Origin of the sequence: Pseudomonas sp. OST1909 (assembly GCF_015277575.1) — a bacterium.
Taxonomy (GTDB): Bacteria; Pseudomonadota; Gammaproteobacteria; order Pseudomonadales; family Pseudomonadaceae; genus Aquipseudomonas; species Aquipseudomonas synxantha_A.
In genome coordinates this window covers 2,263,170-2,277,558 of the sequence record NZ_CP063780.1, presented here as the reverse complement: position 1 = coordinate 2,277,558, position 14,389 = coordinate 2,263,170, and the positions used below count along the sequence as shown (strand labels likewise).

At 60.9% G+C, this 14,389-nt stretch carries 16 protein-coding genes and 1 pseudogene; 2 read left to right on the top strand and 15 right to left on the bottom strand.

The window, feature by feature from the left end; translation table 11 throughout:
* Window positions 1-227: 227 nt before the first annotated feature.
* From IH404_RS10055 to ccmA, 13 genes and pseudogenes are all read right to left on the bottom strand, one after another.
* Entirely contained in the window at window positions 228-1,718 is a 1,491-nt protein-coding gene (locus tag IH404_RS10055; protein WP_242462652.1) for a M10 family metallopeptidase C-terminal domain-containing protein, read from the bottom strand.
* Between the two features lie 459 nt (window positions 1,719-2,177).
* The gene (phnN, locus tag IH404_RS10050) at window positions 2,178-2,741 is read right to left on the bottom strand and encodes a phosphonate metabolism protein/1,5-bisphosphokinase (PRPP-forming) PhnN (protein ID WP_005786520.1); all 564 of its coding nucleotides are present in this window, start codon (window positions 2,739-2,741) and stop codon (window positions 2,178-2,180) included.
* Window positions 2,741-2,902: pseudogene (locus IH404_RS27820) on the bottom strand (hypothetical protein); the annotation flags it as partial. The pseudogene IH404_RS27820 and the gene phnN, both read right to left, overlap by 1 nt.
* A gap of 159 nt (window positions 2,903-3,061) precedes the next feature.
* The gene (locus tag IH404_RS10045; protein ID WP_005786516.1) at window positions 3,062-3,457 is read right to left on the bottom strand and encodes a hypothetical protein; all 396 of its coding nucleotides are present in this window, start codon (window positions 3,455-3,457) and stop codon (window positions 3,062-3,064) included.
* A 16-nt stretch (window positions 3,458-3,473) separates the two neighbouring features.
* Window positions 3,474-4,658 carry a c-type cytochrome biogenesis protein CcmI gene (ccmI, locus tag IH404_RS10040; RefSeq protein WP_005786514.1) on the bottom strand — a complete coding sequence of 395 codons (1,185 nt, stop codon included), beginning with the start codon at window positions 4,656-4,658 and terminating at the stop codon, window positions 3,474-3,476.
* A complete protein-coding gene (locus tag IH404_RS10035) occupies window positions 4,651-5,124 on the bottom strand; it encodes a cytochrome c-type biogenesis protein (RefSeq protein WP_005786512.1) in 474 nt (157 codons plus the stop codon). Before IH404_RS10035 ends, ccmI begins: the two co-directional genes overlap by 8 nt.
* Window positions 5,121-5,657 (bottom strand): DsbE family thiol:disulfide interchange protein, encoded by a 537-nt coding sequence (locus tag IH404_RS10030; RefSeq protein ID WP_005786510.1) that lies wholly within the window; start codon window positions 5,655-5,657, stop codon window positions 5,121-5,123. The genes IH404_RS10035 and IH404_RS10030 overlap by 4 nt, the downstream gene beginning before the upstream one ends.
* A complete protein-coding gene (locus IH404_RS10025) occupies window positions 5,654-7,642 on the bottom strand; it encodes a heme lyase CcmF/NrfE family subunit (protein ID WP_032877111.1) in 1,989 nt (662 codons plus the stop codon). The genes IH404_RS10030 and IH404_RS10025 overlap by 4 nt, the downstream gene beginning before the upstream one ends.
* Before the next feature lie 3 nt (window positions 7,643-7,645).
* Window positions 7,646-8,104, bottom strand: coding sequence for a cytochrome c maturation protein CcmE (ccmE, locus tag IH404_RS10020; protein ID WP_005786506.1), 459 nt, complete (start codon window positions 8,102-8,104; stop codon window positions 7,646-7,648).
* Window positions 8,101-8,277 carry a heme exporter protein CcmD gene (ccmD, locus tag IH404_RS10015; protein WP_005786504.1) on the bottom strand — a complete coding sequence of 59 codons (177 nt, stop codon included), beginning with the start codon at window positions 8,275-8,277 and terminating at the stop codon, window positions 8,101-8,103. The genes ccmE and ccmD overlap by 4 nt, the downstream gene beginning before the upstream one ends.
* Window positions 8,274-9,029, bottom strand: a complete 756-nt coding sequence (locus IH404_RS10010) for a heme ABC transporter permease (protein WP_005786502.1) — start codon at window positions 9,027-9,029, stop codon at window positions 8,274-8,276. Before IH404_RS10010 ends, ccmD begins: the two co-directional genes overlap by 4 nt.
* Before the next feature lie 88 nt (window positions 9,030-9,117).
* Window positions 9,118-9,786 (bottom strand): heme exporter protein CcmB, encoded by a 669-nt coding sequence (ccmB, locus tag IH404_RS10005; protein ID WP_005786500.1) that lies wholly within the window; start codon window positions 9,784-9,786, stop codon window positions 9,118-9,120.
* Window positions 9,783-10,418: a cytochrome c biogenesis heme-transporting ATPase CcmA gene (gene ccmA, locus IH404_RS10000; protein WP_005786498.1), complete on the bottom strand. Its 636-nt coding sequence runs from the start codon at window positions 10,416-10,418 to the stop codon at window positions 9,783-9,785. Before ccmA ends, ccmB begins: the two co-directional genes overlap by 4 nt.
* A 200-nt stretch (window positions 10,419-10,618) precedes the next feature.
* Here ccmA and IH404_RS09995 point away from each other — a divergent pair, with 200 nt between their 5' ends.
* Entirely contained in the window at window positions 10,619-12,196 is a 1,578-nt protein-coding gene (locus tag IH404_RS09995) for a flagellar hook-length control protein FliK (protein ID WP_005786496.1), read from the top strand.
* Window positions 12,193-12,522 (top strand): EscU/YscU/HrcU family type III secretion system export apparatus switch protein, encoded by a 330-nt coding sequence (locus tag IH404_RS09990; RefSeq protein WP_032877115.1) that lies wholly within the window; start codon window positions 12,193-12,195, stop codon window positions 12,520-12,522. The genes IH404_RS09995 and IH404_RS09990 overlap by 4 nt, the downstream gene beginning before the upstream one ends.
* Before the next feature lie 65 nt (window positions 12,523-12,587).
* Here the strand turns inward: IH404_RS09990 and glp are convergent, their stop codons facing one another.
* Window positions 12,588-13,814, bottom strand: a complete 1,227-nt coding sequence (gene glp / locus IH404_RS09985) for a gephyrin-like molybdotransferase Glp (RefSeq protein WP_194440356.1) — start codon at window positions 13,812-13,814, stop codon at window positions 12,588-12,590.
* Complete coding sequence (gene moaB, locus IH404_RS09980; RefSeq protein WP_005786490.1) at window positions 13,798-14,337, bottom strand: molybdenum cofactor biosynthesis protein B; 540 nt, start codon at window positions 14,335-14,337, stop codon at window positions 13,798-13,800. Before moaB ends, glp begins: the two co-directional genes overlap by 17 nt.
* Window positions 14,338-14,389 lie beyond the last annotated feature (52 nt).

The following is a 14,389-nucleotide window of genomic DNA, read 5'->3' as shown; positions in this document are numbered from 1 at the left end:
CAAACACTCACACGATCAAAGCGCGGCCAAATTCGCACAAACATTCCCCCGCTCACAACAGCCTATTTATTTCAAACTAAAACTTACACCCCACAGACAAGAAAACTTAGGAAAACACCACCTAACCGAAACATCAACATACAACCAGACATTCCAGACCTATGATTTTCAAACAACAGTCTTAGACAAGGCCGCTGAACCACAGGTTGTTCACTAACAAAATTACATTATCTGAAAATCGATAACACTCCGTTCACCATACGCTTGAAGACCGAAGTCACTTTCTTGATAACCCCCATTCCAGACCAGGGTGACGGCTCAGGCGCAGGGCGCGGATCCGTGTCTGAATGCGTATCCGGATCGGACGGTGGAACGGGAGCCGGGTACGGGTCGGGCACAGCAGTAATGTTGGTTTCAGAAGCCGGAATCACCGTGGGTGACTGATTGTTCCAAACCACATCCGTCGGTTTTATCTGGCCTTGGCTGACCACCAACAGATCCGCCGTACCATTGCCTGTCGTATCCACCGCCAGGGTGTAACGGCCAGTTGTAGAGTCGCGGCCAAGCACCGCCTCACCTGCACTGCCGCTGAATTGATCGGCAAAGCTCAACGACTTGAGCCCCACCGCCCGAAGGGCTCCGGTCAGGTCGATCTTATCGATCCCGCTGTGAAAGTCCTGGATGATATCCGGATGCTGCGGCGTCGAATCGCTGACGCGCTGATAGACGAACGTATCCGCCCCGGCCCCACCGTGCAGCTTATCTACGCCCCGGCCGCCCGTGAGGCGATTGTTTTCTTCGTTGCCCACCAAGGTATCGTTGCCGGAGCCGCCAATGGCGTTTTCCACGCTCACGCCCTTGGCAATCGACACATTCCCCCGCAAGCCACCTACATCTGAGAATGTCTCGGCCTTGAGGTTGATGGTTTGGTTCTGGGTAAACCCGGAGAAGTCGAGCGTGTCGTTACCACCGCCGTCCCAAACGGTGAAAACTGGTTTTTCATTCCCGCGCTTGAGGCTATAGAACTCCCGGCCAGAGTTGGAATTGAAACCGTAGGTGGTATCGGTATTGCGTGTTTTTGTATTCGCGCCATAAAGCCGCTGGGCAGCGGCAATATCATCCATCATTGGCGCCATCGGGCTGTGCCCGGCAAAGTTGTGCCCAGGCTGATGAGTCTCCGCCCAGTAACTCATGACACTGCGTGCCTTGGTGTCCTGCGCATATTCGGCAGAGCGGGAATAATTGAAGCCCCCGCCATCGTATGCACCCGGATGACTGAGCCCCAGGGTATGTCCCAACTCGTGGATCAACAGCCCAAGGAAATGGCTGCCCATTGTCGGGTTATGCTCACCACTGGTCCCGATATTGGCCTGCATTCTGGAGTTATACCGGTTAGGCAAGCTCGCCCAGCCTGACGAACCTGACATACCCCTGATACTAATGGTTCCGTCGGTGTTAGAGCCGTTTTCTACAAATTCGATATTGGCTATGTCCGCCCAGTATTGCAGGGCTTGTCTGGCGCGTTCCTTCTGAGCAGCGTTGAAGCCACTGGAAAAATTGAAACCCACTACAACTTTGCCATCTTTATTGAGGTCATGAAACTTGGAGCCACTGCGCGTGATTTGTTTCGCCGCCTGATCCGTGGTAAAGGCTTTTTTATTATTCGCCCAACGTAGAATGTCGTGCTCGGCGGTTGATAAATTGAAGTGCGATGTCACTGGGGACTGCTCGCGGGCAGCCTGTCTGACAGGGAGATGCATGGCGTATTGTCACTCTCAACAGTGAAGAGTTAACCGTCCATGTATGAATTACCGACACTGGTCGATCCATTGCCAGCCCGATAAAAATCCCATATTTAAAACATCTTCACTACCGCTATTTAATTGCAGTAACACGCAATAAACGCGCCAGTAAAAAAACCGTACAAGTTTTAGTTGGCGCGACACATCCGTACATATCAACACGCCCAAAAGCCTGATAACAGAAAAAGAAAAACGTAGAAAATATTTAATTAAATGGGTCAAGAATTGAGCTTCAAACATTACGAAACCCACTCAAACACCCCGAAGAAAAAAAACTCAACGCCAAGGTTCTGATCTGATGCTCGAGCATGGCCGAGCCTTACACGAAGAGGTTGTCCTGACCTACCGCGACATGCTGCGCATCACCCGTGACGATCACGAGTATCCGTGATCCAGGCAACACAGCAGGCGCTCAACGGTATGCTCCAGAGGCCCGGAATTATCCAGCACAAACAAACCCGCGCCGTTTCCGGCAATCAGCTCAGCGGTAAATCGCGCGTTGCGCGCCAATCGCTCTTCGATGTCCGCCAATGACTCACGCCCGCGTGCGATCAAACGTTGGCGCAATACGGCTTGATCGACCGTCAGCAGCAACACCAACAATGTGGGGTAACGCTCACGGGTCTGCGCCAGGTGGGCGCGAGAGCCATTGACCAGCACATCGTCCCCTGCGGCCAGCCACTCGTCGATTTCCCTGGGGATGCCATACGACAAGCCATTGGCCTGCCAGCTCAAGGCAAACGCGCCCTCGGCGTCCATCCGCGCAAACTCCTGCGGGCTCACCCCTTGCGCCGCTTCGCCCACTGCCTCCGCCGAGCGTGTGATCACCCGGCGCACCATGCGACAACCACGCGCCTGCAAGCGCAGGCGTGCGGCATCCAGCAGGCTGTCCTTGCCCGAACCCGATGGCCCGATGAGATAGATCAACCTGCCCGTCATCAAAACACCCTCTTGGCTTGTCTCCAGGCTTGTTGCGCCCCCGGCAACGCGTCGCAGTAACCGACCTGCGCCAAGTAGCGACCACTGGAAAGTATATCCAGCAATTTTTCGCCAGCCAGGCCGGCGGCGGCCACATTACCCGAGTGCGCGCTGCCGCGCACCTGTGGGAGGGGGCTTACTCCCGATGGCGGTGTGATATTCAGCTGATCCTTGACTGACCTGATGCTATCGGGAGCAAGCCCCCTCCCACATTTGCCCTCTAGTGCTTGGAAAAATGCATTTCACAGGCACGAAAAAGGCGACCCTCAGGTCGCCTTTTGTCATTGCGCGTACTGCTTGCTCAACCCCGGCGGCACGCCCTGCACATTGGTTTCTTCCCAGGGCCCGTTGGGGCTGATGGAACGGCTCCAGCCGTTGCTCCAACGGTAGTAGGTACGCTGGCGGTAGAAGGTGTCGGGCTGGTCGTCGAGCACGTACACCTGCATCTTGCCGTCCCAGTGGCTGGCAGCCCCCGGTGGTGGAGCAAAGGTGGGTGACTTGCTTGGCAGTGGCTTTGGCGGCGGGGTCACCGGGCCGGAAGGCTTGGTACTCGGCTGAGTCGACGGGCCCGATGGCGGGATGGTCGGGCCGGTGGGTGCCGCAGGTGGGCGGTGGACCGCACAGGCGCTCAGGCCGAGTACCAGGCTGAGCAGGGTGATGCGTGCAAATGCGGTCATGGGCGTTTCCTCAGAATTACTTGTCCGGAGTGTCGATGGTCAATTGCTGCAGCGCAGTGGTGCTGCTGGCCAGCGGTTGGCTGCGGCCGATCCATTCGCCAGTGGTCGGTTGGCCGGCCCGGGATATGCGCGCAACCAATTGGACTTCGGGGAAGTTGGACAGTTTCAACTGCGGCATCATCGCGTCGGCATCGCCCAGTTCGACGGTGATGGGAAGTTCGGCAACGGTGACGCGCTTGGCCGCCAAGGGTGCCGGTGGACCGCTGACTGCACGGGCGAAGATGAACACACTGTCGGTCGGCAAGGCTTTGGCTTTCGCTTCGGCGGACAGGTCTACACGCACGGTCATTACCGCCTTGCGCGCGACCGTACCGCCGCTCTCTTTAAGCTTCTCGCCAGCCCGGTCAATACCGCCTTGCAGCGCTACACGGGAGTTGTCCTGCGGTGGCAGTTGCGCCAGCAGACGGTTCCAGTAATCGATTGCTTCCTGATAACGCTGGCCTTCAAAAGCGGCGATCCCCAACAGGCCAAGGCTGGTGACTTCCTTGGGATCGAGCTTTAACGCCTCGTCGGTCAGCGCCTGCACCTTGGGCGACCACTGTTTGTTGTCGGCAAAGTATTGTGCCTGGGCCCACTGGCCAAGCAATTCCGGCTGGCGCCCGGCCAAGGCTACGGTGCGTTCAAAGACTTTGGCGGCATCGGCGGAACGGTCCTGAGCCATGTAGGCGCGCCCCAGGAAATACAGGCCCTCGGCCGAATCCGGCTGGGCTGCCGCGGCACGCTCCAGGCGCTGAGTCATGTCGGCCATGGACACCGGAGGCTGTGAGAATTCACGGGTCAGTTCGACCTTGTCGCTTGCCCCATAATGCAGGTACAGCGCAACGCCAAGCACAGGCACCAGAAACGCCGCCAAAAACGGCAGCGGTTTGCCCAGGCGCGATTCACGGGGCTTTTCCACGCCCTCGGTATCGGCCAGCAACTCGCGAGCCGCCTCGGCGCGGCCCGTATCCAGTTGCACGGCGTTCAATACACCTTCGTCTTGCTGCACTTGCAGCTCGGCGACACGTTCCTGATACAGCGCCACGTTCAGCGCGGTACGATCCTCTTCACGCTGGGCGCGACGGTCACGCAGTACAGGAATCAACAGGAAACTCAGGGCAATCAGAAGCAGCAAGCCGGCTGCGAGCCAGAAATCAATCATCAGTCTTGGTGTCCAGCAATTGGTCGAGGCGTTTACGCTCTTCAGGGGACAGCGCGTCGGAACCATCGGTAGGCGCGGCGCGGCGACGGCGCACGATCACCGCCATCACCACGACGCCGGCCAGCAGCAGCCCGGCGGGGCCGAACCACAGCAGCGCGGTCTTGCCGGTAAGGGCCGGTTTGTAGCGCACGAAATCACCGTAGCGGTCGACCATGAAGTCGATGATCTGCTGGTTATCCTTGCCCTCCCCCAACATGCGGAAGATTTCTTTACGCAGGTCAGCGGCGATGGGCGCGTTGGAGTCGGCGATGTCCTGGTTCTGGCACTTGGGGCAGCGCAGTTCCTTGGTCAGGTCGCGGAAACGCTCACGCTCGGCGTCATTGGCAAATTCATAGGTGTCGATGGCGGCATGGGCCACACCGGCCAGGCCCAGGGCTAAAACAGCAGCGGTCAACCAACGCTTCATGGCTTGGCCTCATCGACCAGGGCCTGGTACTTGGCGGCCAGTTGCTCACGCCAGACTACCTCGTCGATCACGCCGACGAACTTGTCGCGGATCACGCCCTTGGCATCGATGAAGAAGGTTTCCGGCGCGCCATAGACGCCCAGGTTCAAACCCAGGTTGCCGTCTTCATCACGGATATCGAGCTGGTACGGGTTATGAAACTCGGCCAGCCATTTCAAGGCCGCCGCATTGTCGTCCTTGTAGTTGATTCCGTAGATCACCACGCCCTTTTCGGCCAGCTTGTTCAGCACCGGGTGTTCGACGCGGCATGAGATGCACCAGGTGGCCCACACGTTGACCAGCGCCGGCTTGCCCTGCAGGTCTGCCTGGGTCAGGGTCTTGTCACCCTGCACCGTCGGCAGGTTGAACGCGGGAAACGGCTTGCCGATCATCGCCGAGGGTAACTCGGCCGGGTCCAGGTACAGCCCGCGATACAGGAACACTGCCATCAGCAGAAACAACGCCAGCGGCACCACCATCAACCAACGTTTCATACTGCCGCTCCTGAAAGGCCCAATGCTTCACGCACACGGCTGCTGACCTTGACCCGATAACGCCGATCCAGCGCGGCGAGCAAACCGCCAAAGCCTGTGAGCAACCCGCCGAACCAGATCCAGCGCACGAAGGGTTTGACATGCACCCGCACAGCCCAGGCGCCGTCGCCCAAGGGTTCACCCAGCGCCACATACAGGTCACGGGTGAAACCGGCGTCGATACCGGCTTCGGTCATCATTGAACTTTGCACTGTGTACAGGCGCTTTTCAGGGTGCAATACGGCGATTTCCTTGCCATTGCGCACTACGCGCACGGTGCCTTTATCCGAGGTGAAGTTCGGCCCTTCGAAGTGCCTGGCGCCTTCGAAGATGAACTGGTAACCGGCCAGGTCCATGGACTCACCCGGCGCCAGGCGCAGGTCGCGCTCGGCGCTGTTCTGGCTGGAGAGCACTACGCCCAAAGCACACACGGCGATGCCAATGTGAGCGATCTGCATGCCCCAGTAACTACGGGTAAGGGTGGGCAAGCCTTTGATCAGGCCTTTGTGGCGCGTCTTGTCGAAGATGTCCCGCACGCCGGCCAGCAACACCCAGGCCGCCAGCAGGAACGTGGCGAGTACCGCCCAATTGAAGTCGCCGTAGGCGAACCCGGCGATCACTGCCAGGGCCACGCTGCCCAACAGCACCGGCATCAACATGCCTGCCAGCCACTTCACCGGGGTGTCTTTCCAGCGCACCAGCACACCGACCGCCATCACTACCATCAACAGGCCCATCAACGGGATGAACAACGCATTGAAGTACGGCGGGCCCACGGACAGCTTGGCGCCGCTCAAGGCATCCAGCACCAGCGGGTAGAGGGTGCCGAGCAGGATCATTGAAGCGGCGACCACCAGTACCAGGTTATTGCCCAGCAGCAGGGTTTCGCGCGACCACAGGTTGAAACCGACCTGGCTCTTGACCACCGGTGCGCGCAGGGCGAACAGGGTCAGGGAACCACCCACCACAAACAGCAGGAAGATCAGGATGAACACGCCGCGCTCGGGGTCGGAGGCAAACGCATGCACTGACGTCAGCACCCCCGAACGCACAAGGAAAGTGCCGAGCAGGCTGAGGGAAAACGCGGCGATGGCGAGCAATACCGTCCAGCTTTTGAATACGCCACGCTTTTCGGTCACTGCCAGGGAGTGAATCAGCGCCGTGCCCACCAACCAGGGCATGAAGGACGCGTTTTCCACCGGGTCCCAGAACCACCAGCCGCCCCAGCCGAGTTCGTAGTAGGCCCACCACGAACCCAAAGTGATACCGATGCCGAGGAAAGCCCAGGCGACGATGGTCCATGGCCGTGACCAACGCGCCCACGCCGCATCCAACCGCCCGCCAAGCAAGGCAGCGATGGCAAACGCAAAAGCTACGGAGAAGCCCACGTAACCCATGTAGAGCATCGGCGGGTGCACGATCAGGCCGATGTCCTGCAACAGCGGGTTGAGGTCATGCCCGTCTGCCGGGATCTGCGGCAGGATGCGGCTGAACGGGTTGGAGGTCATGATCAGAAACAGCAGGAAGCCGATGCTGATCATGCCCATCACCGCCAGGACTCGCGCCAGCATCACTTGCGGCAGTTGGCGCGAGAACACCGACACGGCAAAAGTCCAGCCGCCGAGGATCAGCGCCCACAGCAGCAACGAACCTTCGTGGGCGCCCCACACGGCGCTGAACTTGTAGTACCAGGGCAAGGCGCTGTTGGAGTTGTTCGCCACATAGGCGACGGAAAAGTCGTCGGTCATGAAGGCATAGGTCAGGCAACCGAAGGCGAACAGCAGGAAGGCAAACTGACCCCAGGCGGCCGGCTGCGCCAGGCTCATCCACAAACGATCGCCGCGCCAGGCACCGAGCAACGGCACCACGGCCTGGACCACGGCAAAGCACAGGGCGAGGATCATCGCCAGTTGGCCCAGTTCAGGAATAAACAATGCGGACGTCATCACTTAGCCCTCCTTGGCTGGGGTCGCGGGTGCGGACTGGCCACTGTCTTTCAGGGCCTTGGTGACCTCGGGCGGCATGTACTTTTCATCGTGCTTGGCCAGTACTTCGTCCGCCACTACCACACCATCGGCGTTGAGTTTGCCCAGAGCGACGATGCCCTGGCCTTCGCGGAACAGGTCCGGGAGGATGCCGCGGTAGGTGATGGTCACGGCCTTGTTGAAATCGGTGACCACGAAGGTCACGTCCAGAGAATCGCCGGAACGCTTCAACGAGCCCTGCTCCACCATGCCGCCGGCACGGATGCGCGTGTCCAGCGGGGCTTCGCCGTTGGCGATCTGCGTGGGGGTGTAGAACAGGTTGATGTTCTGCTGCAGGGCGCTCAAGGCCAGGCCCACGGCAATGCCGACGCCGACCAGGATGGCAAGGATGATCAACAGACGCTTTCTACGCAGCGGATTCACTTTTCGGTCTCCCGGCGCAGACGTCGCGCCTCTTGTTGCAGGTAACGCTTGCGGGCCAGGATCGGCGCGGCGACGTTGAGGGCCAGCACCGCCAGGCAGATGCCGTAGGCGCTCCAGACATACAGGCCGTGGTGGCCCATGGCGAGAAAATCACTGAAAGAAGCAAAGCTCATCCCCGCGCTCCCAGGCTGGCTTGCACTTGGGCTTTGACCCAACTGGTGCGGGCTTCGCGCTTGAGCACTTCAAGGCGCATGCGCAGCAACAGCACGGCGCCGAAGAAGCAGTAGAACCCCAGCACCATCAGCAGCAGTGGCGCCCACATTTCCACGGGCATCGCCGGTTTTTCGGTGAGGGTGAAGGTGGCGCCCTGGTGCAGGGTGTTCCACCACTCTACCGAGTATTTGATGATCGGGATGTTGATCACGCCGACAATCGCCAGCACCGCGCAGGCTTTGGCGGCGCTATCGCGATTGCTGATGGCGTTGCCCAGGGCAATCAGGCCGAAGTACAGGAACAGCAGGATCAGCATCGAGGTCAGGCGTGCGTCCCACACCCACCAGGAACCCCAGGTCGGCTTGCCCCAGATCGCGCCGGTGACCAGCGCCACGGCGGTCATCCACGCACCAACAGGTGCAGCGCACTGCAGGGCCACATCGGCCAGTTTCATCTTCCACACCAGGCCGACGATGCCGCACACCGCCAGCATCACGTAGCAGGACTGGGCCAGCATCGCGGCAGGGACGTGGATATAGATGATGCGAAAGCTATTGCCTTGCTGGTAGTCCGGCGGCGCGAAGGCCAGGCCCCAGACCAGGCCGGTGCCGATCAGCAATACGGCGGCGACGCTCAACCACGGCAGCAGCTTGCCGCTTATGCCATAAAACCATTTGGGCGAGCCGAGCTTGTGAAACCAGGTCCAGTTCATTGCATTTTCCATCACGGGTGCTTTTCGTCGTGGCGAAAAGCTTAGGGTCTTTACTGACTCAACGTCATTAACGCCGAGTCAGACCTCATTATTCACCGACGCTGATTTTCAGGCCGGCGGCTATAGCAAAGGGTGTCAGGGTTACCGCCAGGGCGGTCAGGCTACCAAGCCACAAGAGGTAACCGGTCGCCGGCATCCCCATGAGCGCGGCTTGCAAAGCGCCGCTGCCCAGGATCAACACCGGGATATACAAAGGCAGAATCAACAGGGCCAGCAGCAGGCCACCCCTTTTCAAGCCCACAGTCAAGGCGGAGCCCACCGCCCCCAACAGGCTGAGCACCGGCGTACCGAGCAACAAGGACACCAGCAACACGGGCAGGCATTCGACAGGCAAGCCCAGCATCATCGCCAGCAGCGGCGAGAGCAAGACTAGCGCCAGGCCGGAAAAAGCCCAGTGTGCCAGTACCTTGGCCAGTACCAGAAGTGGCAGGGGGTGCGACGAAAGGACCCACTGCTCCAGGGATCCGTCTTCGAAATCACTGCGAAACAGCCCGTCCAGCGAGAGCAGGACCGATAAAAGTGCCGCGACCCACACCAGTCCCGGGGACAAGGTTTGCAACAGTTTAGTCTCCGGGCCGACCGCCAGCGGGAACAGCGCGATCACAATCGCAAAGAACACCAGCGGGTTGGCCAGCTCGGCCGGGCGACGGCACAATAGCCGCGCTTCACGGGCCACCAACAGGGCAAACACACTCATGCCGACCACCGTCCGAGATCCAGCTCCCGGTAACCACCCGGCTTGCGCGCCAGGGTATGGTGGGTGGTGAGCACCACCAGGCCGCCCTGCTCGCAGTGCCGGGCCAGGTGCTCTTCGAGCTGGGCTACGCCCTGTTTGTCGAGAGCGGTGAAGGGTTCGTCGAGAATCCACAGCGGCGGGCCGGGCAGGTACAAACGCGCCAGGGCCACGCGGCGCTGCTGGCCGGCTGACAGCGTGTGACAGGGCACATCTTCAAAGCCCTTGAGGCCAACGGCGGCCAGGGCCTGCCAGATGCCATCGCGAGTAGCAGGGTGATGCAGGGCGCTGAGCCAGCTGAGGTTTTCTTCAGCGCTGAGCACGTCCTTGATACCCGCGGCGTGGCCGATCCAGACCAGGTTGCGCGCCAGCTCGGCACGTTGTTCGTGCAGGGGCTTACCGTTGAGCCGAACAACACCCGCCGTGGGCTGCATCAAACCGGCCAGCAGACGCAGCAGACTGGTCTTGCCGCTGCCATTGGGGCCGCTGATTTGCACCATGTCGCCAGCCGCCAGACGCAGGTCGAGTTGCTCGAACAACAGGCGAAGGTCGCGTTCACAGGCAAGCGCTACGGCTTCAAGAAGAGGGCTGGTCAAGAGATCGCGGGCCTTTACGGTTCAAGTCGGCGGTGCAGCGGCCGTTATAGAGAGATGCACAATAACGACTTTGGCGACCGATTTTAGAGAGCTGGATCAAATAGTTGTGAGGTTTTTACCGCTCTCTTTGCAGACGGGCGGCATTATACATGCGATGCCCTACTCTAAAGAGGGCAATTTCCCCAGAGACGATGCGCACGATGACCGGTGAGATCAATCTTCCTCCACTGCCTCCAGCCTCGGCACCCAAGGCTGCCCCGCTGCCTGCGGCTGGCGAGTTGCTCAAGCTCCTGGAGCCACAGGCCGGGTTGATTGGCGCCGGAAAAACCGTAAACGCTGAAGTCATCGCGCTGAAACAAGGCAGTGAAGCCTTTCAGCTGTTGCTCAAGCTGACCCTTGAAGGTGGTCGCCAGACCCTGGTTCAAGCCAGCAGCGCCCAGCCCTTGCCTCTGGGCAGCAATGTGGCAGTGAGCCAAACGCCAGCGGGCAACCTGGCCATTACCTTGCAGCAAGCCATGAGCGCCAACGTCGCTGCCCTCACCCGCCTCGACACCACACAAATGCCGGTGGGCACGCTGCTGCAAGCCAAGGTGCTGACCACTCAGATGCTGCCTCAAGGCTCAGCGCAAGCGGCGATCTATCGCTCGCTGGTGAGTGTGCTCAATAACGCGCTGGCCGGTACCACGCTGACGCTGGAAAGCCCTCAACCCTTGCGGGTCGGCAGCTTGCTCAGTGCCGTGGTGCAGAACGCGCAAACCCTGAATTTTGTGCCGCTGAGCGGGCTGAAAGACCAACTGGCCGTGACGCAGCAACTGGCCACCCAGCAAAGTCGCCAAGGCTCGCTGGATGCGGTGTTCACTGCCCTGCAAAACCTGCCCCGTGGCGACAACACCTCGGCCGAGCTGCGGGCCGCTGCCGAGCGTTTACTGGCAGCCTTGCCCGATCTGGCGCAAGTCAGCAATCCCAAGGTACTGGCACAAGTGGTGCAAAACAGCGGCGCCTTCCTGGAAGCCAGATTGCTCGCTGGGCAGAACCCACAAATCCCACCGCTGGATATGAAAGGCGCGCTGTTGCGCCTGGTCGCGGACCTGCTGCCCGCCCTGCCCGCCAACACCAACCTGAATGCGATCCTCGCCGCCAATACCCTGGCCCAGGTGCTGCCGCACTTTGTGCGCAGCCCGTTGAACACTCTCGGCCAGGTCGGCGCTCGGCAGATACCCGCCGGTTTCCCGTTGCCGGAGCGGCTGATCGCGAAACTGGAAGGTGAAGGCGACCTGGAAAACCTGCTGCGCCTGGCCGCCGGGGCGATCTCGCGCTTGCAGAGCCACCAACTGTCGAGCCTGGAACAGACCGGCACCACCGCCGATGGCCGCCTGCAAACCACGTGGCAGTTGGAAATCCCCATGCGCACCCTGCAAGACATCGTGCCGTTGCAGGTCAAGTTTCAGCGCGAGGAGCCTGCGCCTGACAAGGATCAGCCCGAGCGCAAGGATAAAAAAGATCCGAAGCAGATGCTCTGGCGCGTCGAACTGGCCTTCGACATGGAGCCGCTGGGGCCGCTGCAAGTTCAGGCGCAGTTGTCCCAGGGCAAACTGTCCAGTCAGTTGTGGGCCAGTCGCCCTTTCACCGCCAGCCTGATCGAAAGTCACCTGGGCAGCCTGCGCGAGCGCCTGGTGTCATCCGGACTCAACGTCGGCGACCTGGATTGCCACCTGGGCACCCCGCCACGCGGTGCAAAAACCGGATTGGAACAACGCTGGGTGGATGAAACCGCATGAAGAACGCCGCCCCACCCCGCCAGGCCATCGCCCTCAAGTACGACGGCCAACAAGCCCCCACCCTGACCGCCAAGGGCGATGACGCCCTGGCCGAAGCGATTCTCAAGCTGGCACGGGAAAACGAAGTACCCATCTATGAAAACGCCGAGTTGGTGAAGCTGCTGGCGCGTATGGAACTGGGGGACAGCATTCCAGAAGAGCTCTATCGCACGATTGCCGAGATCATTGCGTTTGCATGGACGTTGAAGGGCAAGTTCCCGGTGGGCTACGACCCGGATGCGGGGCCGATGGAGCGGGATGTCACTGAGCGTGGCGACGATTACTGAGTAGCCACAGGCATACCAAGATCCACTGTGGGAGGGGGCTTGCTCCCACATTTTTTGATCTGTGTTCAGTTCAGGACTTCACTCAGAGGAATGAAATTGACCCGGTCGCCAATGGCCAATGTGGTCCCCTCCATCACCTCCACAAACCCTTCCGCCCACGCTGCGCTACGCAGCACCCCGGAGCTCTGGTTGCGATAGATAATCGCCTTGCCCTGCTCGATACGCCCGCGCAGGTATTCGCGGCGGTTGCCAGGCTTGGGCCAGTCGAATCCTGCCGGCACCTCGAAACGCAGCGGCTGCACCTGCGCCACGCCTTGGCGGCGCAGCAGGTACGGGCGCGCCAATAGCGCAAAGGTCACCAGGGTCGAGGCCGGGTTACCTGGCAGGCCGATCACCGGCACGCCACGAAAATGCCCGAAGGTCAGCGGTTTGCCTGGCTTGATCGCCAGCTTCCACAACGCCAACTCGCCCTCTTCACGCAAGGCAATGCCGAGGAAGTCCGCTTCGCCCACCGACACACCGCCGGTAGACAGAATCAGGTCGACGCTACCCAGGCCGGCCAAACACGTACGGGTCTGTTGCAGATCATCCGGCAGAATCCCGGCATCGATCACTTCGCAGCCCATGCGCGCCAGCCAGCTGCACAGCACGCGACGGTTGCTGTTGTAGATCTGCCCCGGGCCCAGCGGCAAGCCTGGCTCGATCAATTCATCCCCGGTCGACAGCACGGCCACGCGCGGGCGACGCACCACATCGAGCCGATCCCGCCCCAGAGACGCAGCCAGGCCCAACTCGATGGGCCCCAGGCGCGTTCCGGCACTGAGTACGCACTCACCCACCGTGGTCTCCTGGCCCTGTGGTCGGATGTTGTCGCCCACCCGTAACGATTCGGTGAAACTTACGCGCTGATCGGCATGAACCACCGCGTTTTCCTGCATTTGCACGCAGTCTGCGCCTTCGGGTACCGGCGCGCCGGTAAAGATCCGTGCGCAGGTGCCGGCCGCCAGCGGCTCGGGCGCAGTGCCGGCGAAAATGCGTTGGCTCACCACCAGCGGTTCCCCGGTCCAGTCCGCCAGGCGCACGGCGTAGCCGTCCATGGCACTGTTGGGCCACGGCGGCAGGTCGAGCGTCGAGATCAGGTCCTGGGCCAGTACGCGGCCATCGCACTGCGCCAGGGGCAGCGCCTGCTGGTCACGGATCGGCGCCGATTCCGCCATGGCGAGCAGCCGCTGCAAGGCTGCTTCCACCGGCATCAGTGCGCCGGTCTTGCCCGGCTTATCCACGGGATTCACAGGGTAGGGCCTGCTTCAGGTGCGGGACGAAATTGCATGGGCGGTGACGATTATCCAGTTGCTCGGCGAGGATGCCATCCCAACCAGTGCGCACGGCATTGGTGGAGCCCGGCAGGCAGCACACCAGGGTGCCATTGGCCAGGCCGGCCAGGGCGCGTGATTGCACGGTGGAGGTGCCGATATCGGCCACGGAGATCTGGCGGAACAGTTCGCCGAAGCCATCGACCTGCTTGTCGAGCAGGCAGCTCACGGCTTCAGGGGTGCTGTCACGGCCGGTGAAGCCGGTGCCCCCGGTGATCAGCACCACTTGCACCACGTCTTCGGCGATCCAGTGGGCAACCTGGGCGCGAATCTTGTAGAGGTCGTCCTTGAGCAGCACGCGCTCGGCCAGATGGTGGCCGGCGGCGGTCAGGCGATCGACGAAGACCTGGCCGGAGGTGTCGGTGTCCAGGGTGCGGGTATCGCTGACGGTCAATACAGCAATATTCAGGGGTACAAAGGGCGCATCGGCCTTGGCTTTCATGGCTCGGTCCAGTTGTCGAAAAAACAGCCCGATGTTATATCACAGGCCCCTC